The organism is Stutzerimonas decontaminans (assembly GCF_000661915.1).
GTDB classification, from domain to species: domain Bacteria; phylum Pseudomonadota; class Gammaproteobacteria; order Pseudomonadales; family Pseudomonadaceae; genus Stutzerimonas; species Stutzerimonas decontaminans.
Genome location: NZ_CP007509.1, coordinates 1296970 through 1320692, shown reverse-complemented (window position 1 = coordinate 1320692; position 23723 = coordinate 1296970). Strand labels below are relative to the sequence as shown.

The following is a 23723-nucleotide window of genomic DNA, read 5'->3' as shown; positions in this document are numbered from 1 at the left end:
CCAACTTTAACAGGACCGCTACACTTCATGCGTCACGCAGTCGCCATCGGCCGTCGCTCTGATGGCGACGTTCCGTTACCATAGCCGGCTTTTTTCACAGAGGGAGGCAGCATGGCGCAGCAGTATCTACCGGGGCAACGCTGGATCAGCGACAGCGAGGCAGAACTCGGCCTCGGAACCATCCTGACCCAGGATGGACGGATGCTCACCGTGCTCTACCCGGCGACCGGCGAAACGCGCCAGTACGCCACTCGCAGCGCCCCATTGACGCGGGTGCGCTTCGTTCCCGGCGACGAGATCACCCATTTCGAAGGCTGGAAGATGACCGTGCGCGAGGTCGACGACGTCGACGGCCTGCTGATCTACCACGGTCTGACCGCACAGAACGAAGCCCGCACCCTGCCGGAAACCCAGCTGTCCAACTTCATCCAGTTCCGCCTGGCCAGCGACCGCCTGTTTGCCGGGCAGATCGACCCGCTCGCGTGGTTCAGCCTGCGCTACTACACCCTGCAACACCAGAGCGCCCAGTTGCAGTCTTCGCTGTGGGGCCTCGGCGGCGTGCGTGCGCAACCCATTGCGCACCAGCTGCACATCGCCAAGGAAGTCGCCGACCGCATCGCTCCGCGCGTGCTGCTGGCCGACGAAGTGGGCCTGGGCAAGACCATCGAAGCCGGCCTGATCATCCATCGCCAGTTGCTCTCCGGCCGCGCCAACCGGGTGCTGATCCTGGTTCCGGAAAACCTCCAGCACCAGTGGCTGGTGGAGATGCGCCGCCGCTTCAACCTGGAAGTCGCCCTGTTCGATGCCGAGCGCTTCATCGAAAGCGATGCCAGCAACCCGTTCGAGGACACCCAGCTGGCACTGGTTTCGCTGGAATGGCTGAAGGAAGACGAACGCGCCCAGGATGCCGCCTTTGCCGCCGGCTGGGACGTGCTGGTGGTGGACGAAGCGCACCATCTGGTCTGGCACCCGGAAGGTGCCAGCGCCGAATACAAACTGGTCGAACAGCTGGCCGAAGTGATCCCCGGGGTGCTGCTGCTGACTGCAACTCCGGAACAGCTCGGTCTGGACAGCCACTTCGCCCGTCTGCGCCTGCTCGACCCGAATCGCTTCCACGACCTCGAAGCCTTCCGCGCCGAAAGCTCCAGCTATCAGCCGGTGGCCGAAGCCGTGCAGGAGCTGCTCGACGAGGGCCGTCTCTCGCAGCAGGCACACCAGACCATTCACGATTTCCTCGGCGCCGAGGGCGAAGCCCTGCTCGCCGCCGCCACTGACGGCGACATCGAGGCCAGCAGCCGCCTGATCCGCGAACTGCTCGACCGTCACGGCACCGGCCGCCTGTTGTTCCGCAATACCCGTGCCGCCGTGCAGGGTTTCCCGGAGCGCCAGCTGCATCCGTATCCGCTGCCCTGCCCGGCCGAATACCTGGAGCTGCCGCTGGGCGAGCACGCCGAGCTGTATCCGGAAGTCGCCTTCCAGAGCCAGCAGGACGACGGCGAGGCGAGTAACCGCTGGTGGCAGTTCGATCCGCGTGTTGAATGGCTGATCGACACGCTGAAGATGCTGAAGAAGTTCAAGGTGCTGGTCATCTGCGCCCATGCCGAAACCGCCCTCGATCTGGAAGACGCGCTGCGCGTGCGCTCCGGCATTCCGGCCACGGTGTTCCACGAGGGCATGAGCATCCTCGAACGCGACCGCGCCGCGGCGTACTTCGCCGACGAGGAATTCGGCGCGCAGGTGCTGATCTGTTCGGAGATCGGCAGTGAAGGCCGCAACTTCCAGTTCAGCCACCATCTGGTGCTGTTCGACCTGCCGGCGCACCCGGACCTGCTCGAGCAGCGCATCGGCCGTCTCGACCGCATCGGCCAGCAGCACACCATCCAGCTGCACGTGCCGTACCTGGAAACCAGCCCGCAGGAACGCCTGTTCCAGTGGTATCACCAGGCCCTGAACGCCTTCCTCAACACCTGTCCGACCGGCAATGCACTGCAGCATCGCTTCGGTCCGCAGCTGCTGGCACAGCTGGAAGAAGGTGACGATGACACCTATCAGCAGCTGATCGACGAAGCACGCGCCGAGCGCGAGCGTCTGGAAGCCGAACTGCACAGCGGTCGCGATCGCCTGCTGGAGCTCAACTCCGGCGGCGGCGAACAAGGCAAGGCGCTGGTCGAAGCGATCGAGGAGCAGGACGACCAGTTCGCTCTGCCGATCTACATGGAGCAGCTATTCGACGCGTTCGGTATCGACAGCGAGGACCACTCGGAAAACGCCTTGATACTGCGCCCCAGCGAGAAAATGCTGGATGCCAGTTTCCCGTTGGGTGACGACGAGGCAGTGACCATCACCTATGACCGCGAGCAGGCCCTGGCCCGTGAAGACATGCAGTTCCTCACCTGGGAACACCCCATGGTGCAGGGCGGCATGGACCTGGTGCTGTCCGGCTCCATGGGCAACACCGCGGTCGCGCTGATCAAGAACAAGGCGCTCAAGCCGGGCACCGTGCTGCTGGAGCTGCTGTTCGTCAGTGAAGTGGTGGCGCCGCGCGCGCTGCAACTGAGCCGCTTCCTGCCGCCGCTGGCGCTGCGCTGCCTGCTGGACGGCAACGGCAATGACCTGGCCTCGAAGGTGGCCTTCGATACGCTCAACGATCAGCTGGAAAGCGTGCCGCGGGCCAGCGCCAACAAGTTCGTTCAGGCCCAGCGCGACGTGCTGGCGACGCAGATCGCCGCCGCCGAAGCCAAGATTGCACCGCGTCACAGCGAGCGCGTTGCCGAGGCGCAACGCAAGCTCAAGGCCGGCCTGGACGAGGAACTGGCGCGCCTGGTAGCCCTGCAGGCGGTCAATCCAAGCGTGCGCGACAGCGAGATCGAAGCCCTGCGTCGGCAGCGCGAAGATGGCCAGGCGGCACTGGAAAAGGCGGCCTTGCGGTTGGAAGCGATACGAGTGCTGGTCGCCGGTTGAGCCGGCAGCGCTTTGCCCCGTATGTTCTGAAGGTGGGCTAAAACCCACCCGTTCAGGTCAACACGCCCGCACTGGACTGCCTCGTTCTCGACCTGAACGAGGCGGGCCGATACTGCCAGGGCGGAGTCGTAAAGGCGTAGGTCGCCTACTCCTGTTCTTTACGCGCGATACGCCAGTACGCCCCGACCCGCTCCGCCAGTGCTTTTGGCCGTTCGGCATACAAGCGACGACCGAGGCGCAACGCGCGCTGCTGCAATTGCCCCCGCCGCTGCTCGATGCTGCGCTGCAATGCTTCACGTGTTTCCGGCGTACCGAACAGCTCCGGCTCGCCCTGCATCAGCTCAGTCATCACCGCCAGGTCGTGATCGTCACCCAGCGCGTCGGCGACCTGCTTGAGCTGTTCCGCACGGCTTTCCAGCGCATCCGGCCAGCACGGAGACAGCAGCTGGCAGTGATACCAGTGGTCCTTCACCCGTTTGCGCCACTCGTGGAGCAACTCGTCCGAGTCCGCCTTCTGCGCTCGCGCGAGATCTCGCACGCCGTCGGCGTAGGTCCGCCGAAAACCCGCGGCCAGCAAGCCAAAGCCCTTGCCCGGCAATTTCCAATGCCGCACCTGCTGAGTCAGCGAGCGCAGCTCACCCAGCACCTGCGTCACCTCGACATCGAAGCCGGTATGCACCTCGCCATCCGGCGCAGCGCGCTGCTGCAAGCGCAGACGGATCTGCCGGAACGCATCGCTGACGAACAATGGCTGATCAGTGCGCGCCAAGGCGTCCCAGCTCTCCAGCATGGCGGCGGCATCGCGCGACTCGGCCAGGCGTCGCCCGGCATCGCGCAGGCGGCGATTATCGATATTGAATCGCGCACCCAGCGGTTCACGCACCAACCGCAGCAGCGCGCGCAATTCCTTGAAGCGCTTGCGGGCCTGGTGGACGCCCTCGGCACGCTCGGACGGTTCGACACAGAGCGCCTGGATTGCCTTGTTGATGCGCCCCAGCGCAGCCTTGCGCACCTCTTTGGCAGCATTGCGCGCCGGGCGTATTCGATAGGCCATTTGCGTTTTCCTCAATGACACGCTCCGCTGGAGCATCCGTATTGAGACCCGCACGCCAATCCGGGTGTTATCCCGGCAATGTGAAGATTTGTGTCGGCGGCACGGAGGTTCCCGCCTCAACCGTAGCGCTTGCGCGCCTCGATGGCCAATCCGCTGCCGATACTGCCGAAGCGATTGCCTTCCACATGCCGTGCACGGGGCAACAGCCCGGCAACGCTGTCGCGCAATGCCGGAATGGCGCTGGAGCCACCGGTGAAGAACACCGTATCGACCTCATCGTGGCGCACGCCGGCATCCGCCAGCAGCTGCGCGATGCTGCCACCGATACGGTCAAGCAGTGCGGCGATGGCGCTTTCGAAACCCTGGCGCGTCAGCTCGGCCTGCAATTGCGGTTCGATACGCTGGAAATCGATGGCGAAACGCTCCGCCTCGGTCAGCTCGATCTTGCCCTGCTCCACCTGCATGGCCAGCCAGTGCCCGGCACGCTGTTCGATCAGGCGGTACAACCGATCAATGCCGGTGGGGTCGACGATGTCGTAGCGCATGCTCTGCAACGCCCGTAGCGAGGCCGGCGCGTAGACTGCATTGATGGTGTGCCAGGTGGCCAGGTTGAGGTGCGTACTGGTCGGCATCGGTGCGTCGCTCTTCATCCGGCTGCCATAGCCGAACAGCGGCATCACCCCGCTCAGGCTGAGCTGCTTGTCGAAGTCGGTTCCGCCGATGTGCACGCCGCCAGTAGCAAGAATGTCCGCCTGGCGATCATCGACAGACCGGCGCTCGGGCGATAGCCGCACCAGCGAGAAGTCGGAGGTACCACCGCCGATATCCACGATCAGCACGCGCTCTTCACATTCGATACGCGACTCGTAATCGAAAGCAGCGGCGATCGGCTCGTACTGGAAGGACACGTCCTTGAAGCCGATCTTGCGGGCGGCAGCGGCCAGGGTGTCGGCCGCCTCCCGGTCGGCCTGCGGGTCGTCATCGACGAAAAACACCGGCCGCCCCAGCACGACCTGCTCGAATGGCCGGCCCGCAGCCGTCTCAGCGCGCTGCTTGAGGGTGCCGAGGAACAGGCCGAGGATTTCCTTGAACGGCATGGCGCTGCCAAGCACCGTGGTTTCGCTTTTCAACAGCTTCGAGCCGAGCAGGCTCTTGAGCGAGCGCATCAGGCGCCCTTCGTAGCCTTCGAGGTATTCGCTCAACGCTTGGCGACCATAGACCGGCCGGCGCTCCTCGAGGTTGAAGAACACTACCGAAGGCAAGGTCGGCTGCTCGCCCTCCAGCGCGATCAGCGGGTCCATGTCCGGGCGCCACCAACCAACCGTGGAGTTGGAAGTACCGAAGTCGATGCCGCAGGCGCGGGCGGATGAGGCGTTGAGCATGGCGTGTTCCACGGGTACTGAAAAAACGGCCGCGCAGTGTAAAGGAGGCGGCCCGCCGATGCAGGCCTATCGTCGGTTGGCCACTCGATGGCTTTCTCCAGACGAAAAAAAAAATGCCCGGCCATCGATGGTCCGGGCACAAACCCCATAACGCAACGCCGTATCAGGCGGGCACTGCCTCCGCGCCGGGCGCATCGGCCGTCATCCCGGCAGTCATGCGCTTGGCATCGGCACAGAAGGTCCGCGACGCCTGGAAGAGGAACAACATGGTCAGCAGCAACGAGGCGGGTATCAGGTACATCGCCCCGTGCAGCCCCTCGGCGCGGAAGGCCTCGGCCATCTCGCTGGCGCCCGCGGCGAGCATGGCCGCTTCGGCGAAATGGTCCGAAAGCAGACCGACCACTACCGTCCCCATACCGCCACCGAGCAGATACAGCCCGGCGAAGAACAGCGCCATGGCCGTGGCCCGCAGACGCGGCTCGACCACGTCCTGAATTGCCGTGTAGACGCAGGTATAGAAGTTGTAGGAGAACAGCCAGCCGATGCTGAAGACCGCAACGAACAGGCCCACGTCGATCCGCCCGGCGAGCAGCGCGTAGCCGGTCGCGAGCGTGGCAATCAGCATGCTCACCGCCGCGAAGATCAGGCGACCGCGGGCGAAGCGCTGGTGAATGCGATCGGCAACCCAGCCACCCAGCGTCAGCCCGAACAGACCGGTCAAGCCGACGATCACGCCGGTGGCGACAGACGCCTGGACCAGCGAAACACCGTGATAGCGCATCAGCAGCGGCACCATGAAGGCGTTGCACGCATAGGTGGCGAAGTTGAATGCCAGGCCGGCCAGCACCAGCCACCAGAAGGTGCGAATCGACAACACTTTGCGCATCGGCTGCTTCACCGGCTCCTGGGATACCTTGACAGTCTCGGCGGCGCCACGCTTGGGCTCTTTGATGAAGAAGATAAACAGCGCCAGTACCAGGCCTGGCACGGCAGCGATAAAGAAAGGCGCACGCCAGCTGCCGAACGCTTCGACCATCGAGCCGATGGTGAAAAAAGCCAGCAGCAGCCCCAGCGGCAGGCCGAGCATGAAGATGCCCATGGCCCGCGCGCGTTTGTGCGCCGGGAACAGGTCGCCGATCAGCGAGTTAGCGGCGGGCGCGTAACTGGCCTCGCCGATGCCGATGCCCATGCGCACCAGCAGGAAACTCCAAAAGTTCCAGGCCAGCCCGTTGACCGCGGTCAGGCCGCTCCAGGCGGTGAGCCCCCAACCCATGATCTTGCGTCGCGAACCGAGATCGGCCATGCGCCCCAGGGGCAGCCCGGCAATGGCGTAGACGATGGTGAAGGCGGTGCCGATGAGGCCGAGCTGGAAGTCGTTGAGGCTCCACTCCAGGCGGATCGGCTCGGCGATGATCGCCGGAATGGTGCGATCGAAGAAGTTGAACAGGTTCGCCAGGAACAGCAGAAACAGCACGCGCCAGGCGTTGGATGCTTGGGTGGAAGGCTGCATGACGTCGGTCTCGATTGTTCTTATATTTCCGGCCGCAGACCAGCCGGGACTCGACGATGACTCTAGAGTCTGTGCCTGCTCCTGTCTCCGAACATCACCTTCGCTTATGCCGCGCGATGGCTCACCGCTCGCGCCAATCGGCCAGCCAGCCCAGGCTGGCATCGGTGCCCTGCTCGCCCGGTTTGTACTCGGCGCTCAGCCAGCCCTGGTAGCCGGCGGCCTGCAAGGCTTGCAGCGCTGCGCTGAAGTCCAGCTCACCGCTACCGGGCGCGCCGCGGCCCGGGCAATCGGCGAACTGCACATGACCGATGCGCTCACCCAACTGGGCGATGCAGTTGGGCAGGTCCAGCTGTTGGCGGGCCATATGGTAGAAATCCAGCTGCGCCATGCAGTTGGGGTGATCGACCCGCCCCAGCAGCGTCTCCAGATCCGCCGCGCTGTTGATCAGAAAGCCTGGCATGTCGAGCGGGTTGATCGCTTCGCAGAGCACACGGATGCCGAGCATGTCGAAGGCGTCGGCGGTCTTCCACAGGTTGTGCTCGAGCGTCTCCAGCGCCAGCTCTCGGTCGACGCCCTCGGCGAGGCGACCCGGCAGCACGTTGACGCTGGCAGGGCGAACCATCAACGCATAGGTCAGCGCCTCCTGTAGCGCAGCGTCGAAGGCCTCCTGCCGATCCGGCACTGCCGCCAGACCAGGACCGCCCTGCAGCAGATCGCCGGCGGGCAGATTGATCAGCACCAGTGGCATGCCGGCACGCTCGAGCTGTTCTTTCAAGCGAATGGCCGGCACTTCATAGGGAAACTGGATCTCCACCCCATCGAAACCGGCGACGCGGGCGGCAAGAACGCGTTCGGTTAGCGGCAGCTCGGTGAACAGCAGCGACAGATTGGCGGCGATCTTCATTGGTCGTCCTCCCGGTACATCTGCACCAGCGTGGCGGGATCGCGCTCCAGATTGCCCTGGCTGCCGTGCAGACGCATCAGCTGTGCCGCCAGTCCGCTCAATGGCGTTGCCGAGCCCTGCTCGCGGGACAGCTTCACCGCGGTGTCGAGATCTTTGAGCAAGGTGCGCACATGCCACTTCACTGGCTCGAACTCACTCGCCGCCATCTGTGGAGCGAGGATCTGCAGCGGCTTGGAGTCGGCGAAGCCTCCAGCCAGTGCCGGTGCCAGCAAACTTGCATCGACCCCGGCACGTTCGGCCAAGGCCACCACCTCGGCGATCACCAGCGCGTTGCAGGCAACAATCATCTGGTTGCAGACCTTCGTCACCTGGCCGGCGCCAACCTCGCCCATATGGGTCAGGCGCTGGCCGAGATTCATCAGCACAGGGCGCACCCGCTCGACGTCCTCGACGCGCCCGCCTGCCATGATCACCAGGCTGCCGGCCTCCGCGCCCGCCGTGCCTCCGGATACCGGGGCATCGACCCAGCGCATACCGCTGCGAAACTCCAGCTCCGCGGCCATATCACGCGTCGCAGTCGGCTCCAGGCTGGAGTGATCAACCAGCAGCTTGCCGGCCTTGCCACCTTCGGCGATACCGCCCTTGCCGAACAGCACCTCGCGCACAGCGGCAGTGTCAGCCAGGCAAAGCAGGACGATGTCCGCCTCCGCGCAGAGTTCGGCGGGTGTGGCCACCGCCCGAGCGCCCAGTTCGATCAGCGGCTCGCACTTCTCCGGCGAACGATTCCACACCACCAGACGATAACCCGCGGCAAGCAGCCGTCGGCACATCGGCAAGCCCATCAGGCCGATACCGGCAAAGGCGAGGGTTGGCAGGTCGGACATGGGGCAACTCCTTGGCGAACGAGGCTCTGATTCTAGCGCCGCAGCGCAGTCGGCAGCCATGCTGCCTTGCTGGCGCTCCAGCAGAACCCGTTACCTGGCCATCACTTGATGTCACAATGCCGCGCCTGCCAATCCAGCAAATTGCCCGACCAATCGGAACGATCCGCTTTTGAGCGCCTCTGAAGGAGGCCCCGGGGCTTCACCCCGTACAGATCCATCCGCTCAACGTACGTCCGCCTCGGCGATACGCGTGCATCAAAAGAAATCGCAGGAAACAAACAATGGATTTACTTCAGATCATCGTCCTGGCCATCGTGCAGGGGCTTACCGAGTTCTTGCCGGTATCAAGCTCGGCTCATCTGATCCTCTTCCCGCATCTGGCGGGTTGGGAAGACCAGGGATTGGCTTTCGATGTGGCCGTGCACCTCGGCACCCTGTTCGCCGTGGTCTGGTACTTCCGCCAGGAAGTGTTCGGCATGACCCGCGACTGGTTCGCTTCGCTGGCGAAGCGTGAGCGCGTGGGTGACAGCCGACTGGCTTGGGCCGTGATCATCGGGACGATTCCGGCCGGCATCGCCGGGCTGCTGTTCAAGGGTTTTATCGAAGAGCAGATGCGCTCGCCGCTGGTGATCGCCTGGGCGACCATAGGCTTCGGCCTGTTGCTGTGGTGGTCGGATGTGGTCAGTCGGAAAACGCCGCAGCCGCGCGATGAGCACAGCCTCAGCTGGAAAGACATCCTGTTGATCGGCTGCGCTCAGGCCCTGGCGCTGATTCCCGGCACCTCGCGCTCGGGCGTCACCATGACCGCCGGCCTGCTACTGGGTCTATCGCGCTCAGGGGCGGCGCGCTTCTCCTTCCTGTTGTCGATCCCGATCATCGTGCTCGCCAGTGCACTGAGCACGCTCGACCTGGTGGAAGGTGGCATAGCCGTGGACTGGACGGCGATGGGCCTGGGTGTGGTGCTGTCGGCGGTGAGCGCCTACCTGTGCATCCACTTCTTCCTGAAGCTGTTGGAGCGCGTCGGCATGCTGCCGTTCGTGATCTACCGTTTGATCCTTGGCGTGGTGCTGCTGGTGCTATTCAGCGACGCCTGAGCACGACTGATACGGTGAACACCTTGCCGCGGTTCGCGATCCCTCGCTTCCGCGGCGCCGGCCGGAGCTCCATGCGCTATCAGCCCTGGGGCAGGTCGATCAGCAATGGGCCAAGCAGGACAGCTGCGATACGTGCTTCGGTGAACATTTTCTCGGTCAAAGGCACGCTACGTACTTCGGCGCTGCCAACGGGTTGCGCCTGAATTCTCGCTACCTCTCTGAATGAGTGACCATCTGCCCAGACCATGGTGGACCGACACTTCTTATCGCACTTCACATTCGCTTCCTTTGCCTGCGGGGTGGCACATTGCATTTATTCGGCCACTACAGATCACTTAGGTTTGGGGCCTGAAAAAAGTTCGTCGTGTTACACGATATTTCTGCACTGAACTGCACGACGAATGCTCCGAGCGCCCTGCTCAGCTTTCGCTTGGCGTCGCACGCCTCCCGCGCTTTATAATCCGCGCGCTTTTTCCGCTATTGAACCGGAGAACCCTCAATGCTGAAGCGCTCCCTGGCAGCCGTTGCCGGCTTTGCCCTGTCCCTGTCTATTGCCACCACCCACGCCGCTGAAGCCCTGCGGGTTTCCGCCATCCCCGACGAAGCCCCGACCGAGCTGATCCGCAAGTTCAAGCCGCTGGGCGAATACCTGGAGCAACAGCTGGGCATGCCGGTGAAGTTCACCCCGGTATCGGACTATGCCGCTGTCGTCGAATCCCTGGCCTCCGACCGTCTCGATCTCGCCTGGCTGGGCGGCTTCACCTTCGTCCAGACCCGTCTGAAGACCGGCAATGCAATCCCACTGGTGCAGCGCGAGCAGGATGAGCAGTTCACCAGCAAGTTCATCACCGCCGATCCTGCGGTGAAGTCACTGGCCGACCTCAAGGGCAAGACCTTCGCCTTCGGCTCGGTGTCGTCGACCTCAGGCAGCCTGATGCCGCGCTACTTCATGCTCAAGGACGGCATCCAGCCGGAGCAGTTCTTCAAGCGCATCGCCTACTCAGGCGCTCACGACGCCACCGCCGCCTGGGTCGAAGCCGGCAAGGCCGACGCCGGCGTGCTCAATGCCTCGGTATGGGACAAGCTGGTCGCGGCCGGCAAGGTCGACACCGCCAAGGTCCGCGTGATCTCCACCACGCCTCCCTACTACGACTACAACTGGACGGTGCGTGGCAATCTCGACCCGGCTCTGGTCGAGAAGATCAAGGCAGCGTTCCTCGCCCTCGACCCGGCCAACCCCGAGCACAAGGCGATCCTTGACCTGCAGGCCGCCAGCCGCTTCATCGAGACCAAGCCGGAAAACTACGCCGGCATCGAAGAAGCCGCGCGGGCGGCCGGACTGCTGAAGTGACGTTGCGCGTTTCACGCACATGAGCACCTTGCAGGCGCCGCCAATGCCAGACTGCGCGGCCGAACCCGAACCAATGGTGAAGCTGGCCGGCGTGGGGCATACCCACGCCGGCGGCCAGGTTGCCTTGCGCGGAATCGATCTGCAGATCGCCCAAGGTGAGCGCGTCGCGATCATCGGGCCATCCGGGGCTGGCAAGACCACGCTGCTGCGTCTTCTGGCCACCTCGCTCAAGCCCGACCAGGGCGAGCTCGATTTGCTCGGCAAGCAGCCCTGGACGCTTGCCGCCACCGCCCGGCAACGACTGCGTACGCGGATCGGCCTGATTCACCAGGCGCCGCCGCTACCCGCAAGGCAGCGCGTGGTCACTGCGGTGCTGGCCGGTCGGCTTGGTCAGTGGTCGCTGTTCAAGAGCCTGTTCAGCCTGATCTTTCCACTGGACCGTCAGGGCGCCGCCGATGCGCTCGGGCGTCTCGATCTTGCCGACAAGCTGTACATGCGCTGTGACCAGCTATCGGGCGGTCAGCTGCAGCGAGTCGGAATCGCCCGGGTGCTTTATCAGGCCCCGGATCTGATTCTCGCCGATGAACCGGTGTCGGCCATGGACCCGGTGCTCGCCAGCCACACGCTGGACGTGCTCAGCCGCGAAGCGCAGCGCCGCAACGCCACACTGCTGGCCAGCCTGCACGCAGTGGAGTTGGCGCTGGAGCACTTCCCGCGCATCGTCGGCGTGCGTGACGGTTGCATCCTGTTCGACAAACCCGCCACTGCAATCGGTCACGACGAGCTGACCGCGTTGTACGCCAACGAGCAACTCGAGCATGCCCCGTCGCCACCCGCTGCGCCGCCCCCGCTGCTGAACATTCCGCGATGCTGAACCCCGCGCTGGTCCGCCACGACCCCGCTACCGCTTCACGCCTGATGCTGACATTGCTGGTGGTGGCGTTGCTGTGGCCCGGGCTGAAACTGAGCGAGCTGGACCTTGGCGTGCTGTTCGACGGCAGCAATGCCGACACCATGGGCACCTTTGTCTCGGCGTTCTGGCCGCCTGAGCACAGCGGCGAGTTTCTCGAGCTACTCTGGCAGGCCACGCTGGAGACCCTGGCCATCGCCACCGCCGGCATGGCCCTGGCGTTGGGTGTCGCCCTCCCCTGCGCTCTGCTTGCGACCCGCGCAATGTCCCTGTCCGCGCTCAGCCGCGGCGGCCGTCCGGCCTGGTGGGCACAGGCCTTGCGCTGGCCGGTGCGCGGATTGCTGATCGTTTTGCGCAGCATCCCGGAAATCGTCTGGGCCCTGCTGTTCGTTCGCGCCGTGGGGCTGGGCCCGACCGCCGGCGTGCTGGCCATCGCCATCACATACGCCGGCATGCTCGGCAAGGTCTACGCGGAAATCTTCGAGTCGGTCGACCCGCTGCCCGCCCGTGCCCTGCTGGGCGCCGGTGCTTCGCGACTGCAGGCATTCCTCTATGGAGTACTGCCGCAAGCCACGGGCGAGATGCTCTCGTACAGCGTTTACCGCTGGGAGTGCGCGATCCGCGCCTCGGTGGTGATGGGCTTCGTCGGCGCCGGCGGGCTGGGCCAGCAAATGGATCTGTCGATGCGCATGTTTGCCGGCGGTGAAGTCGCCAGCATGCTGCTGACGTTTCTCATGCTAGTGCTGCTGGCCGATCTGCTGAGCCGCCTGCTGCGCTGGAGGTTCGCATGAGACTGCTGTCGCGCCTGCTGATCCCGGCCGGGCTGGTCGCCGCCGTCGTGGCCGCCTTCAACTTTCTGCAACTGGAAAGCGCGGCCCTGTTCAGTCGCGACGGACTCGCGCAGATGGCCACTTACGCTTCGGGATTCATGGCACCGGACCTGTCGCCCGAACACCTGCAGGCGATCGCCCAAGGCACGCTGGAAACACTGGCGATGTCCGCCATCGGCACATTGCTCGCAGCCCTGTTCGGCTTGCTGCTGGCACTCCCTGCCGCCGGACGTTTCGGTCTGCTCCCGCAGGCAGCGTCGCGCCTGCTGCTCAATGCGCTGCGGGCGATACCGGAACTGGTGTGGGCAGCGCTGATGGTGCTCGCCGCCGGCCTCGGTCCGAATGCAGGAACCCTGGCGCTGGCCCTGCATACCACCGGGGTGCTTGGCCGCCTATTCGCCGAAGCGCTCGAGAACACCCCAGCGCAACCCGGCGACGCCCTGCGGTTGGCCGGTAGCGGACGCATTGCTGCGTTCTGCTACGGCACCCTGCCCTCGCTCTGGCCGCAGTTGGTGGCCTACACGCTGTACCGCTGGGAAAACAATATCCGCATGGCCAGCGTGCTCGGTTTCGTCGGCGCCGGCGGACTGGGCCAGATGCTCTATATGAGCCTCAGTCTATTTCAGGAAGCCCAGGCCTCGACGGTCATCCTGGCAATGCTTCTGATGGTGCTGGCGGTAGACAGCCTCAGCGCCTGGGCCAGGCAGCGCTGGGTACGCAGCTGATCAAAGGCGGCGAGACGTCACCGCCCTGTTTCAGTGCACGACGGATGGTTGTTCGCGCTCCTGCACCAGCACCCAAGGTGCGACCACCACAGCCCATAGGTCAGGGTCGCGCTGCTGCCAATCCTGCGCCTGCTCGGCCTGCATCTTAGACAGCTGCCCAGCATTCAGCCACGCGGCCACCTTGGCCTGATCGTCCTCGGCGACGGCCTGCGCCACTGCAACCAGATCGGCATCCCCCGCCACCTGCAACAGCGCACCACGGGCGAAGAACGGCTGTAGTTCCTGCCAAGTGATCGCTGCAGTTTCGCCCAGCAGCTTGGCATAAAGAGTGCTTGCGTCGTCGGCCATGGGACTCACCAGATACGAAAAGGGCGCAATGATACCCGCGCCCAGATTCCCATCAAACGGTTGAATCTGCCGGCTGTGCAAACGAAGGAGACACTTCTACACTGTGCCGGTACAGTTGCCGGAGCGTTTCGGGATGTTCGCCTCTTAACGGCGCTCCGGCCCGCAGGATTCAAACAATAACGATGCAAGTGGAGCACTTATGAAGACCAAACAGCGTCTTTCGAAAATTTTCCTGGCAATGGCACTGACCGGCGCAGCCAGCTACACCCTGGCCGCCGACACCATCCGCATCGGATTGGCAGGGCCGGTAACCGGGCCGGTGGCGCAGTACGGGGACATGCAGTTCATCGGGGCCGAAATGGCCATCGAGCAGATCAATAAGGCCGGCGGGGTGAACGGCGCGCAACTGAAGGGTGTTCGCTACGACGACGCCTGCGATCCGAAACAGGCCGTGGCGGTGGCCAACAAGATCGTCAACGATAACGTCAAGTTCGTGGTCGGCCACCTCTGCTCCAGCTCCACGCAACCCGCGTCCGACATCTACGAGGACGAAGGCATCCTGATGATCACTGCGGCTTCCACCAGCCCGGACATCACCTCCCGCGGTTATGAACTGATCTTCCGCACCATCGGCCTCGACAGCTTGCAGGGCCCGACCGCCGGCAACTTCATCGCCGACCACGTCAAACCGAAGAACGTCGCCGTCATCCACGACAAGCAGCAGTACGGCGAAGGCATCGCGACTGCGGTCAAGCAGACCCTGGAAGGCAAGAACATCAAGGTCGGCCTGTTCGAAGGCATCAATGCCGGCGACAAGGACTTCTCCTCGCTGATCGCCAAGCTCAAGCGTGAAGGCGTGGACTTCGTCTATTACGGCGGCTACCACCCGGAACTGGGCCTGCTGCTGCGTCAGTCCAAGGAAAAAGGCCTGAACGTGCGCTTCATGGGCCCGGAAGGCGTCGGCAACTCGGAAATCTCCGCCATCGCCGGCCCGGCCTCCGAAGGAATGTACGTAACGCTGCCGAAATCCTTCGACCAGGACCCGCGCAACAAGGAGCTGGTTGACGGCTTCAAGGCCAAGAAACAAGACCCGAGCGGCCCGTTCGTGTTCCCGGCCTACGCGGCGGTTCAGGTTATCGCCGAAGGCATCGAAAAAGCCGGCAGCACCGACACCGACAAGGTGGCCGAAGCGCTGCGCAGCAATACCTTCGACACCCCGACCGGCATGCTCTCGTTCGATGAGAAAGGCGACCTGAAGGACTTCAATTTCGTCGTCTACGAATGGCACCAGGACGGCACCAAGACCGAAGCCAAGTAATTTCCATCAGCCTGACAAAGCCCACACTCGCTTGTGGGCTTTGTTTTAGCGGGCGGTCCTGCCACAAGCATCGGGCCGCCTCGCCGTACCTGTAATCCGACGAGCGGCCTGAACAGCAGGCCCGCCTCGAACCGGCGCCGTGCGTGATCCGCCAGGCACCGTACCGCAGTGGCACCGCGCCAGGTTGCGCGGTGTGTTCGAAGTGGGCAGCGCAGCCGGAGCGAAATGGAATTGCAGGGACTTCGGGAGAGCAGTGATGCCTGAGCTTTACCACTACCTACAACAGCTGATCAACGGACTTACCGTGGGCAGCACCTACGCGCTGATCGCCATCGGTTACACGATGGTGTACGGCATCATCGGCATGATCAACTTCGCCCACGGCGAGGTGTACATGATCGGTTCGTATGTCACCTTCATCGCGATCGTCGGCCTGTCCATGATGGGCCTGGACGCACTGCCGATCCTGATGATCGGCGCATTCGTGGCCGCCATGATCGTCACCAGCGCCTACGGTTACAGCATCGAACGGGTCGCCTATCGCCCACTTCGCGGCAGTAACCGGCTGATCCCGCTGATCTCCGCGATCGGCATGTCGATCTTCCTGCAGAACGTCGTCCTGCTGGCCCAGGACTCCAAGGACAAGGCGATCCCCAACCTGATGCCGGGCAACCTGGTCATAGGCGAAAGCGCCATGAACGGCGTGGTGATCTCCTACATGCAGATCCTGATCTTCGTGGTCACCTTCGTCGCAATGTACGGCCTGACCCTGTTCATCTCGCGGTCACGTCTGGGTCGCGCCTGTCGCGCCTGCGCCGAAGACCTGAAGATGGCCAACCTGCTGGGCATCAACACCAACAGCATCATCGCCCTGACCTTCGTCATCGGCGCTGCGCTGGCCGCCGTCGCGGCGGTGCTGATCAGCATGCAGTACGGGGTGATCAACCCGCACATCGGCTTCCTTGCCGGTATCAAGGCATTCACCGCGGCAGTGCTAGGCGGTATCGGCAGTATCCCGGGTGCCATGCTCGGCGGGCTGGTGCTTGGCGTCGCGGAAGCCTTCGGTGCGGACATCTTCGGTGACCAGTACAAGGATGTCGTCGCGTTCAGCCTGCTCATCCTCGTTCTGCTGTTCCGCCCCACCGGCATCCTCGGCCGCCCGGAGGTGGAAAAGGTATGAGCGGCAATCTCCGTACAGCCTTCTTCAGCGCCTTGCTGGTCATCGCCGTGGCGGTACCGGTGTTCGGCCTGAAGCTCACCACCGTCGGCATCCGCGTCGAGGTGCATGGTGCCGATATCGGCACCTTCTGGATCATCGCCGCCTGCGCAGTGGCCATGTTCGTCTGGCAGCTGTTCCGCACGCACCTGGCCGCTGGCTGGGCCGCAAGCCCCAGCTTGCCAAGCGTGCCTGCCGGCGCCGGCAACTTCCTCACGCTGCCCTCGACCCAACGCTGGATCATCCTGGCGCTGGTACTGGTTGCGCTGGTCTGGCCGTTCTACGGCTCGCGTGGCGCAGTGGACATCGCCACGCTGATCCTGATCTACGTGATGCTCGGCCTCGGCCTGAACATCGTTGTGGGCCTGGCCGGCCTGCTCGATCTGGGTTACGTCGGCTTCTACGCCGTCGGTGCCTACACCTATGCGCTACTCTCGCACTACTACGGTGTCGGGTTCTGGACCGCCTTGCCCATCGCCGGCGCGATGGCAGCCCTGTTCGGCTTCCTGCTGGGCTTCCCGGTGCTGCGCTTGCGCGGTGACTACCTGGCGATCGTGACGCTCGGCTTCGGCGAGATCATTCGCATCCTGCTGCGCAACATGACCAGCGTGACCGGCGGCCCGAACGGTATCAGCGGCATCGACAAACCGACGCTGTTCGGCCTGTCCTTCGACCGCCGTGCCGCCGAAGGCATGCAGACGTTCCACGAATATTTCGGGGTGGCCTACAACTCGGTGAACAAGGTGATCTTCCTCTACCTGATCGCCCTGCTGCTAGTACTGCTGACGCTGTTCGTGATCAACCGGCTGCTGCGCATGCCGATCGGGCGCGCATGGGAAGCCCTGCGCGAAGACGAGATCGCCTGCCGCGCATTGGGCATGAACCCCACCGTGATCAAGCTTTCGGCGTTCACCCTGGGCGCGACCTTCGCCGGTTTCGCCGGCAGCTTCTTCGCCGCCCGTCAGGGGCTGGTATCACCGGAATCCTTCACCTTCATCGAGTCGGCGATCATCCTCGCCATCGTGGTGCTGGGTGGTATGGGCTCGCAGCTCGGGGTGATCCTCGCGGCGATCGTAATGATCCTGCTGCCCGAGCTGATGCGCGAATTCAGTGAATACCGCATGTTGATGTTCGGCGCCCTGATGGTGCTGATGATGATTTGGCGCCCGCAAGGTCTGCTGCCGATGCAGCGCCCACACCTGGAGCTGAAGCAATGAGCCGCCCGATTCTAGAAGTACGCGGCCTGATGATGCGTTTTGGCGGCCTGCTAGCCGTCAACGAGGTGGGGCTGACGGTACATGACAAGCAAGTGGTCTCGATGATCGGCCCCAACGGCGCCGGCAAGACCACCGTATTCAACTGCCTGACCGGCTTCTACCAGCCGACTGCCGGGGAAATCCTGCTCGACGGTACGCCGATTCACGGTCTACCCGGCCACAAGATCGCTCGTCAGGGCGTGGTACGCACCTTCCAGAATGTCCGCCTGTTCAAGGACATGACGGCGGTGGAAAACCTGCTGGTGGCACAGCATCGCCATCTGAACACCAACTTCCTCGCCGGCCTACTGAAGACTCCGGGGTTTCGCAAGAGCGAGCGCACGGCGATGGATTTCGCCGCGCATTGGCTGGAGCAGGTGAATCTGACCGACGTCGCCAACCGTCCGGCTGGCACCCTCGCCTATGGCCAGCAGCGCCGCCTGGAAATCGCCCGTTGCATGATGACGCGCCCGCGCATCCTCATGCTCGACGAGCCGGCGGCCGGCCTCAATCCGAAGGAAACCGAAGACCTCAAGGCGCTGATCGCCATGCTGCGCGACGAGCATGGCGTCACGGTGCTGCTGATCGAACACGACATGAAGCTGGTCATGAGCATCTCCGACCACATCTATGTGATCAATCAGGGAACGCCGCTGGCCGATGGTTCGCCCGAACAGGTGCGCAACAATCCGGACGTGATCAAAGCCTATCTGGGGGAGGCGTAAGCATGCTGACTTTCGAAAACGTCTCGACCTTTTACGGCAAGATCCAGGCGCTACACGACATCAATGTGCAAGTGGAGCAAGGCGAAATCGTCACCCTGATCGGCGCCAACGGTGCCGGCAAGTCGACCCTGCTGATGACCCTATGCGGCTCGCCGCAGGCGGCCAGCGGCAGCATTCGCTTCCAGGGCGAGGAGCTGGTTGGCCGGCAGACCTGCGACATCATGCGCAAGGCGATCGCCGTGGTACCCGAAGGGCGGCGGATCTTCGCCCGTCTGACGGTTGAAGAGAACCTGTCCATGGGCGGTTTCTTTACTGGCAAGACGGACTTCCAGGAGCAGCTGGACAAGGTGCTCGGCCTGTTCCCGCGGCTCAAGGAACGCTATCAGCAGCGGGGCGGCACCATGTCCGGTGGCGAGCAGCAGATGCTCGCCATCGCCCGCGCACTGATGAGCAAGCCCAAGCTGCTGTTGCTCGACGAGCCGTCACTCGGTCTGGCACCGATCATCATCCAGCAGATCTTCGAGATCATCGAACAGCTGCGCGAGGACGGTGTAACAGTGTTCCTGGTCGAGCAGAACGCCAACCAGGCACTCAAACTGGCCGACCGCGGTTACGTGCTGGAGAACGGGCACATCGTCATGCAGGGCAGCGGCGAGGACCTGCTGACCGATCCGAAGGTACGTGACGCCTACCTGGGAGGTTGACGCCAGCCATTCCCGTGGAAGAAAAGCCCCGCCGCTCGGCGGGGCTTTTTTATTCGCGGCACATACGCGTCCCGCCAGCCCGGCAATTCCAGCTGCTGCGCACGCACTCGAAGAACCGCTATTCTTCGTCTAACCCCCTTCGCCAAGATACCGATCATCAAGGAGACCTCACGATGCGCCACTGCCTGTTCGGCCTGCTCATGGCTGCCAGCGTCACTGCGAATGCCGCGATTCAGACGCAGGAAATCCCCTACACCGCTGCCGACGGCACCGAGATGATCGGCTACTACGCCTACGACGACGCCATCGAGGGCAAGCGCCCCGGCATCGTCGTGGTCCACGAATGGTGGGGGCTGAACGACTATGCCAAGCAGCGCGCCCGGGACCTCGCCGAGCTGGGCTACAGCGCCCTGGCCATCGACATGTACGGTGAAGGCAAGAATACCGACCACCCGAAAGACGCCATGGGCTTCATGCAGGCGGCGCTGAAGGACGCCGATGCGGCCAAAGCGCGCTTCAATGCCGGCCTCGACCTGCTCAAGGAACAGGCGCAGACCGATACCGCCAAACTCGGCGCGGTCGGCTACTGCTTCGGCGGCAAGGTCGTGCTGGATATGGCCCGCCAGGGTGTTCCGCTGGATGGTGTGGTCAGCTTTCATGGCGCACTGGCCACCGAGACACGCGCCGCTCCGGGCAGCGTCAAGGCGCGCGTGCTGGTCGAACATGGCAGCGAAGACAGCATGATCAGCACCGACGACATCGCCGCACTGAACGTCGAGATGGTCAAGGCCGGCGCCGACTACCAATTCGTCAGCCTGCCAGGTGCCAAACATGGCTTTACCAATCCAGGCGCCGACGCCCACCAAGCGCATGGCCTCGATGTGGCCTATCAGAAAGCCGCGGACGAACGCTCCTGGCGCGATATGCAGCGCTTCTTCGAAGAGACGTTCGGCTCACCGGCAGCCGCCCAGGCGCAGTGACGACCGCTCCTCTCGGAAGTGATTCGTCCCGGCGGCACGCCTGCCGCCGGGGCGCGTGCTAGCATTGCACGCACAACTCACCGTCGAACACGAGTCATGGCCGAACACGATTTCCGCTACACCCTGCTCAACCCCGCGCACACCCTCACCGAATGCCGCGCCTTGGCGCCGGGCCGCTACCAGGTCACCGGAAATGGCGGCTCGATTCGCAGCGGCGATGTACTGATCGTCACCCTCAAGGGCAGCCGCGACCTGTCCCAGCGCCTGACGGTGGAGAAAGTGCGTCACCTGATCAACCCGCCTGGGCAATGGATGGCGGTGGCTAGCGGGCCGGTGTTCCGCGAACTGGAAATCCTCAACTGGCAGGTCGCTTGCGATAGCTGCGGCAAGCAGCTGGACTTCGAGTTCGCCGTCGACGCCAAGCTCGGCGAAGCCGCTCGCAAACCTGCCGCGCAGATCCGTGTCGCCGAGCAGGGCTGGTCAGACGTAAATGGCCAACACCTCTGCCCTGACTGTCAGAAGGAGAAACAGGCATGACTTTGCGTATGTTGCCTTTGGTCACGGCGCTTGGCCTGGCGGGTTGTGCGACAGAGCCTCTTGAGCTGCAGCGCGACGTTACCTATATCGCCGAGTGGATTGGCGACGAGCCCGTGATTGGCCGCACCGCAGTATCTCTCACGCTCAGCGAAGGGCGTGCGTATGGGAATGCCGGCTGCAATCACTGGTTCGGCAGCTACGAACAGAGCGGCCAGCAGATTCGCTTCGGCAACCTGGGTAGCACGCGGAAACTCTGCCCGGAAGAAATCATGGAGCAGGAACATCACTTCCTTGACCTGCTCAGCCGAGTCGAGCGCTGGGACGTTTCCAACATCGACCAGCTGCGGCTATGGCCCGCCGAAGGCACCCCGCTACGTCTTTGGCCCGAGCAGGAGTAATCGCGCCAAATGTGCGCATGCAACAGCGCCTGCGCACTCTGATCAGGCACCAGCCGCTCGCGCCCTCCGCCAGCATCGGCCACAGCGCTTGAGCCTCGGACAGTCCGAAAGCAGCCAAAGCCCGGTATTCCTTAGCTAAGCTACCCAAAGCAACCTCCTGCACCTGCGTTTAACGAAACTGGCATATCCAGTGCATAGACTGGTTTAGCCAGTTTCGGGGACCCTGGTACAGGCAGGCCAGGGATTCCCCTCTTTTATCTGCAACCACACGAAGCCGCTCCTCAGAGCGGCTTCGTGCTTCCGGGAGCGAGCGCTGCAAGGCGGGCCTCAGAACAGCCTCAGCTGCTCGAAGCCACCACGCAGATCGACCAAGCGTACGCCGACACCGATCAAGCGAACCGGCCGGGCGCCGCGAGCGAAAGCGGTGGCGAGCAGATCAGAATAGTCGTCCAACTCAAGCCCAGCGCCTGCTTGCTCTAAAGTGGTCTGGGTAAAGTCATGGAATTTGAGCTTTACGAAGGGCTTGCCGGGCCGATAACCGCTATCCAGCCGAGCCAAGCGGGTAGCGAGTTGCTGCAGCAGCTCCGGCAGTCGCTCGAGACAGGCAGTCAGATCGGGCAAATCCCGATCATAGGTTTGCTCAACACTCACCGACTGTCGGCGACTCTCGACCTGTACCGGCCGCTCGTCGATCCCACGCGCCAGGCCCCAGAGTCGCTCGCCGAACGCACCAAACTCGCGAACCAGTTCCAGTCTTCCCCACTCACGCAGGTCGCTGCAGGTGCGAATTCCAAGCCGCCCAAGCTTCTCAGCGGTGACGCGCCCTACCCCATGCAGCCGCTTGACCTCGAGCGCCTGCACGAACTCATCGACTTGCGCCGGCGTGATGACGTACAGGCCGTCAGGCTTGTTCCATTCGCTGGCGATCTTGGCGAGAAACTTGTTCGGCGCCACCCCCGCCGACACCGTAATGCGCAGCTGCTGCCAGACCCGCCGGCGGATGTCCTCGGCGATACGCGTGGCGCTGCCGGAAAAGTGCTCGCAGGCGGTGACATCCAGGTAGGCCTCGTCCAGCGACAGCGGCTCGATCTGTTCGGTATAGGTGCGGAAGATATTCTGAATCTCGCGCGATGCCTCCCGATAGGCGTCCATCCGCGGGCGCAGGATGAGCAGATCGGGACATAGCTTCAATGCGTGACCCGAAGCCATGGCCGAGCGCACCCCGTACGCACGCGCCTCGTAGTTGCATGTGGCGATGACCCCGCGCCGATCTGCAGCCCCACCCACGGCAATTGGCCGCCGAGCCAAGCTGGGATCGTCGCGCATCTCGATTGCGGCATAAAAGCAGTCGCAGTCGATATGGATGATTTTTCGAAGGCTGGACTGACTCACGAAAAACAGGGCACCGGGCAGGAGTGAACGAATCTTCAGCGCGACGGGTCGGTTATCGAGATGGTAAGTCCTTTACCGCCCCGATAGTCGGAGGTTCAGATGAAAATCTTGTACGCAGGCATCATCACGCTGGGCAGCTTGTTTGCCACAGTTGCGACGGCCGATCAGGACATGATGAATACGCAGCCGCAAGGCACCAATATTCAGCAGGAGAAGGAAGGCGAGGCCCGGGTTCGCGACAACGAAGATCGCGGCGCCGATCCGAAGATGAAAGAGCAGATCCAGGAGGATTGGCGCGACGACGCGGAGAAGCGTCGCGAGAGCGACGTTATGAAGCCCGAGCAGCGCGGATAACCGGCCCGGTTACAGCTCCAGCGGGTAAGGTTGCACCAGTGCCTTGCCGTAGCCGTCGATAAACTCTGGCGGCATGCGCTTGGGTTTCCCGCTGGAGAGCTCGATACAAACGAAAGTGGTCTGCGCGCGCAGCAGGGTCGCGCCATCGGCCGGCCTGATGAGCTGGAAGCATCGCTTCATTTTCAAACGCTGATCCGACTCGGATATCCAGGTTCCGAGCTGCAGCACGTCCCCCTCATAGGCTGCAGCAAGATAGTCGATCTCGTGTCGCAGCACCGCCATGGCTCGATCCAGGCGACGGTAGTCGTCGATTCCCAGTCCGAGACTTTGTGAATGCTGCCAGGCGCACCGCTCGAGCCAGGTCACGTAGACGGCATTGTTGGCGTGCCCGAGCTCGTCGATATGCTCAGGCTGCACCTGCAGGTCGATGATGAACGCTTGTGCCTGATCCCAGCTCATTCGTCAGATGCCTCGATGGCGGATTTGCGATGACCTATGAAAGCGCAGCGAAGGCGGCGAGTCACGCATGTCGCCGTGCGCAATGATGCGACATTCAGCAGCAAACCGCTCTATGTTGCTTTTCGACCGCACAAAACAAAAAGGGCCATCTCATGAAAGATGACCCCTTGAAGCCCAAAACGGGCAATAAAAATGGCGTCCCCTAGGGGACTCGAACCCCTGTTACCGCCGTGAAAGGGCGGTGTCCTAGGCCACTAGACGAAGGGGACGAAACCTTCGCAAACCTGCCGATGAACTGCTTATCGACAAGCCGTGATTGGTGGAGCTAGACGGGATCGAACCGTCGACCTCTTGCATGCCATGCAAGCGCTCTCCCAGCTGAGCTATAGCCCCGGATTTATCGTCTCTCGACGCGCGATAGCAACATCGCT

Annotated in this window: 23 protein-coding genes and 2 tRNA genes; 15 read left to right on the top strand and 10 right to left on the bottom strand. The window is 63.4% G+C overall.

All coding sequences use genetic code 11. The features are described 5' to 3' along the window. The first annotated feature begins 111 nt into the window (after positions 1–111). Positions 112–2961, top strand: a complete 2850-nt coding sequence (rapA, locus tag UIB01_RS06115; protein WP_038657842.1) for an RNA polymerase-associated protein RapA — start codon at positions 112–114, stop codon at positions 2959–2961. Between the two features lie 145 nt (positions 2962–3106). Here rapA and UIB01_RS06110 read toward each other — a convergent pair whose 3' ends face one another. The 5 genes from UIB01_RS06110 to UIB01_RS06090 form a co-directional block, all read right to left on the bottom strand. Beyond that, positions 3107–4015: a CHAD domain-containing protein gene (locus UIB01_RS06110; RefSeq protein WP_038657840.1), complete on the bottom strand. Its 909-nt coding sequence runs from the start codon at positions 4013–4015 to the stop codon at positions 3107–3109. A 116-nt stretch (positions 4016–4131) separates the two neighbouring features. Next, positions 4132–5397: an Hsp70 family protein gene (locus UIB01_RS06105; protein ID WP_038657838.1), complete on the bottom strand. Its 1266-nt coding sequence runs from the start codon at positions 5395–5397 to the stop codon at positions 4132–4134. A gap of 163 nt (positions 5398–5560) precedes the next feature. Then, entirely contained in the window at positions 5561–6907 is a 1347-nt protein-coding gene (locus tag UIB01_RS06100) for a spinster family MFS transporter (RefSeq protein ID WP_038657836.1), read from the bottom strand. Positions 6908–7028: 121 nt separating this feature from the next. Beyond that, entirely contained in the window at positions 7029–7811 is a 783-nt protein-coding gene (locus UIB01_RS06095) for a hydroxypyruvate isomerase family protein (RefSeq protein WP_038657834.1), read from the bottom strand. Then, on the bottom strand, positions 7808–8695 hold the full coding sequence (locus UIB01_RS06090) for an NAD(P)-dependent oxidoreductase (protein ID WP_038657832.1): 888 nt from the start codon (positions 8693–8695) through the stop codon (positions 7808–7810). The genes UIB01_RS06095 and UIB01_RS06090 overlap by 4 nt, the downstream gene beginning before the upstream one ends. Before the next feature lie 281 nt (positions 8696–8976). On the opposite strand from UIB01_RS06090, the gene UIB01_RS06085 reads away from it, so the two are divergent. From UIB01_RS06085 to phnE, 5 genes are all read left to right on the top strand, one after another. After that, positions 8977–9789 (top strand): undecaprenyl-diphosphate phosphatase, encoded by an 813-nt coding sequence (locus UIB01_RS06085; RefSeq protein WP_038657830.1) that lies wholly within the window; start codon positions 8977–8979, stop codon positions 9787–9789. A 499-nt stretch (positions 9790–10288) separates the two neighbouring features. Next, the gene (locus tag UIB01_RS06075; protein ID WP_038657826.1) at positions 10289–11140 is read left to right on the top strand and encodes a putative selenate ABC transporter substrate-binding protein; all 852 of its coding nucleotides are present in this window, start codon (positions 10289–10291) and stop codon (positions 11138–11140) included. 43 nt (positions 11141–11183) lie between these two features. Beyond that, on the top strand, positions 11184–12014 hold the full coding sequence (locus UIB01_RS06070) for a phosphonate ABC transporter ATP-binding protein (RefSeq protein WP_038657824.1): 831 nt from the start codon (positions 11184–11186) through the stop codon (positions 12012–12014). Continuing rightward, positions 12008–12841: a PhnE/PtxC family ABC transporter permease gene (locus UIB01_RS06065; RefSeq protein WP_038657822.1), complete on the top strand. Its 834-nt coding sequence runs from the start codon at positions 12008–12010 to the stop codon at positions 12839–12841. The genes UIB01_RS06070 and UIB01_RS06065 overlap by 7 nt, the downstream gene beginning before the upstream one ends. Next, complete coding sequence (phnE, locus tag UIB01_RS06060) at positions 12838–13605, top strand: phosphonate ABC transporter, permease protein PhnE (RefSeq protein WP_038657820.1); 768 nt, start codon at positions 12838–12840, stop codon at positions 13603–13605. The genes UIB01_RS06065 and phnE overlap by 4 nt, the downstream gene beginning before the upstream one ends. Before the next feature lie 30 nt (positions 13606–13635). Here phnE and UIB01_RS06055 read toward each other — a convergent pair whose 3' ends face one another. Next, complete coding sequence (locus tag UIB01_RS06055; protein ID WP_038657818.1) at positions 13636–13953, bottom strand: DUF2288 domain-containing protein; 318 nt, start codon at positions 13951–13953, stop codon at positions 13636–13638. 199 nt (positions 13954–14152) lie between these two features. Here UIB01_RS06055 and UIB01_RS06050 point away from each other — a divergent pair, with 199 nt between their 5' ends. From UIB01_RS06050 to UIB01_RS06015, 8 genes are all read left to right on the top strand, one after another. Further along, positions 14153–15271 carry a branched-chain amino acid ABC transporter substrate-binding protein gene (locus tag UIB01_RS06050; protein ID WP_015276182.1) on the top strand — a complete coding sequence of 373 codons (1119 nt, stop codon included), beginning with the start codon at positions 14153–14155 and terminating at the stop codon, positions 15269–15271. A 256-nt stretch (positions 15272–15527) separates the two neighbouring features. Then, positions 15528–16451, top strand: a complete 924-nt coding sequence (gene livH / locus UIB01_RS06045; protein ID WP_015276181.1) for a high-affinity branched-chain amino acid ABC transporter permease LivH — start codon at positions 15528–15530, stop codon at positions 16449–16451. Next, a complete protein-coding gene (locus tag UIB01_RS06040) occupies positions 16448–17704 on the top strand; it encodes a high-affinity branched-chain amino acid ABC transporter permease LivM (RefSeq protein WP_038657816.1) in 1257 nt (418 codons plus the stop codon). Before livH ends, UIB01_RS06040 begins: the two co-directional genes overlap by 4 nt. Further along, a complete protein-coding gene (gene livG, locus UIB01_RS06035; protein ID WP_038657814.1) occupies positions 17701–18468 on the top strand; it encodes a high-affinity branched-chain amino acid ABC transporter ATP-binding protein LivG in 768 nt (255 codons plus the stop codon). The genes UIB01_RS06040 and livG overlap by 4 nt, the downstream gene beginning before the upstream one ends. Positions 18469–18470: 2 nt before the next feature. Beyond that, positions 18471–19172: an ABC transporter ATP-binding protein gene (locus UIB01_RS06030; RefSeq protein ID WP_015276179.1), complete on the top strand. Its 702-nt coding sequence runs from the start codon at positions 18471–18473 to the stop codon at positions 19170–19172. 173 nt (positions 19173–19345) lie between these two features. Continuing rightward, positions 19346–20152, top strand: coding sequence for a dienelactone hydrolase family protein (locus tag UIB01_RS06025; RefSeq protein ID WP_038657812.1), 807 nt, complete (start codon positions 19346–19348; stop codon positions 20150–20152). Positions 20153–20248: 96 nt separating this feature from the next. After that, positions 20249–20689, top strand: coding sequence for a hypothetical protein (locus tag UIB01_RS06020; protein WP_038657810.1), 441 nt, complete (start codon positions 20249–20251; stop codon positions 20687–20689). Continuing rightward, positions 20686–21087 carry an META domain-containing protein gene (locus tag UIB01_RS06015; protein ID WP_038657808.1) on the top strand — a complete coding sequence of 134 codons (402 nt, stop codon included), beginning with the start codon at positions 20686–20688 and terminating at the stop codon, positions 21085–21087. Before UIB01_RS06020 ends, UIB01_RS06015 begins: the two co-directional genes overlap by 4 nt. A gap of 327 nt (positions 21088–21414) precedes the next feature. Here UIB01_RS06015 and dinB read toward each other — a convergent pair whose 3' ends face one another. Beyond that, complete coding sequence (dinB, locus tag UIB01_RS06010; RefSeq protein WP_038657806.1) at positions 21415–22479, bottom strand: DNA polymerase IV; 1065 nt, start codon at positions 22477–22479, stop codon at positions 21415–21417. Positions 22480–22578: 99 nt separating this feature from the next. On the opposite strand from dinB, the gene UIB01_RS06005 reads away from it, so the two are divergent. Then, entirely contained in the window at positions 22579–22833 is a 255-nt protein-coding gene (locus UIB01_RS06005) for a hypothetical protein (RefSeq protein ID WP_038657804.1), read from the top strand. A gap of 9 nt (positions 22834–22842) precedes the next feature. Here UIB01_RS06005 and UIB01_RS06000 read toward each other — a convergent pair whose 3' ends face one another. The 3 genes from UIB01_RS06000 to UIB01_RS05990 form a co-directional block, all read right to left on the bottom strand. Beyond that, a complete protein-coding gene (locus tag UIB01_RS06000) occupies positions 22843–23292 on the bottom strand; it encodes an acyl-CoA thioesterase (RefSeq protein ID WP_038657802.1) in 450 nt (149 codons plus the stop codon). 193 nt (positions 23293–23485) lie between these two features. Then, positions 23486–23561 (bottom strand) — tRNA-Glu (locus UIB01_RS05995). Positions 23562–23609: 48 nt separating this feature from the next. Next, positions 23610–23685: transfer RNA gene (locus tag UIB01_RS05990), tRNA-Ala, on the bottom strand. Positions 23686–23723: the final 38 nt, after the last annotated feature.

Bases quoted from the DNA above. Each gene is read 5' to 3' on its own strand.
- rapA (WP_038657842.1), top strand. From the start codon at position 112: ATGGCGCAGCAGTATCTACCGGGGCAACGCTGGATCAGCGACAGCGAG.
- UIB01_RS06110 (WP_038657840.1), bottom strand. From the start codon at position 4,015: ATGGCCTATCGAATACGCCCGGCGCGCAATGCTGCCAAAGAGGTGCGC.
- UIB01_RS06105 (WP_038657838.1), bottom strand. From the start codon at position 5,397: ATGCTCAACGCCTCATCCGCCCGCGCCTGCGGCATCGACTTCGGTACT.
- UIB01_RS06100 (WP_038657836.1), bottom strand. From the start codon at position 6,907: ATGCAGCCTTCCACCCAAGCATCCAACGCCTGGCGCGTGCTGTTTCTG.
- UIB01_RS06095 (WP_038657834.1), bottom strand. From the start codon at position 7,811: ATGAAGATCGCCGCCAATCTGTCGCTGCTGTTCACCGAGCTGCCGCTA.
- UIB01_RS06090 (WP_038657832.1), bottom strand. From the start codon at position 8,695: ATGTCCGACCTGCCAACCCTCGCCTTTGCCGGTATCGGCCTGATGGGC.
- UIB01_RS06085 (WP_038657830.1), top strand. From the start codon at position 8,977: ATGGATTTACTTCAGATCATCGTCCTGGCCATCGTGCAGGGGCTTACC.
- UIB01_RS06075 (WP_038657826.1), top strand. From the start codon at position 10,289: ATGCTGAAGCGCTCCCTGGCAGCCGTTGCCGGCTTTGCCCTGTCCCTG.
- UIB01_RS06070 (WP_038657824.1), top strand. From the start codon at position 11,184: ATGCCAGACTGCGCGGCCGAACCCGAACCAATGGTGAAGCTGGCCGGC.
- UIB01_RS06065 (WP_038657822.1), top strand. From the start codon at position 12,008: ATGCTGAACCCCGCGCTGGTCCGCCACGACCCCGCTACCGCTTCACGC.
- phnE (WP_038657820.1), top strand. From the start codon at position 12,838: ATGAGACTGCTGTCGCGCCTGCTGATCCCGGCCGGGCTGGTCGCCGCC.
- UIB01_RS06055 (WP_038657818.1), bottom strand. From the start codon at position 13,953: ATGGCCGACGACGCAAGCACTCTTTATGCCAAGCTGCTGGGCGAAACT.
- UIB01_RS06050 (WP_015276182.1), top strand. From the start codon at position 14,153: ATGAAGACCAAACAGCGTCTTTCGAAAATTTTCCTGGCAATGGCACTG.
- livH (WP_015276181.1), top strand. From the start codon at position 15,528: ATGCCTGAGCTTTACCACTACCTACAACAGCTGATCAACGGACTTACC.
- UIB01_RS06040 (WP_038657816.1), top strand. From the start codon at position 16,448: ATGAGCGGCAATCTCCGTACAGCCTTCTTCAGCGCCTTGCTGGTCATC.
- livG (WP_038657814.1), top strand. From the start codon at position 17,701: ATGAGCCGCCCGATTCTAGAAGTACGCGGCCTGATGATGCGTTTTGGC.
- UIB01_RS06030 (WP_015276179.1), top strand. From the start codon at position 18,471: ATGCTGACTTTCGAAAACGTCTCGACCTTTTACGGCAAGATCCAGGCG.
- UIB01_RS06025 (WP_038657812.1), top strand. From the start codon at position 19,346: ATGCGCCACTGCCTGTTCGGCCTGCTCATGGCTGCCAGCGTCACTGCG.
- UIB01_RS06020 (WP_038657810.1), top strand. From the start codon at position 20,249: ATGGCCGAACACGATTTCCGCTACACCCTGCTCAACCCCGCGCACACC.
- UIB01_RS06015 (WP_038657808.1), top strand. From the start codon at position 20,686: ATGACTTTGCGTATGTTGCCTTTGGTCACGGCGCTTGGCCTGGCGGGT.
- UIB01_RS06005 (WP_038657804.1), top strand. From the start codon at position 22,579: ATGAAAATCTTGTACGCAGGCATCATCACGCTGGGCAGCTTGTTTGCC.
- UIB01_RS06000 (WP_038657802.1), bottom strand. From the start codon at position 23,292: ATGAGCTGGGATCAGGCACAAGCGTTCATCATCGACCTGCAGGTGCAG.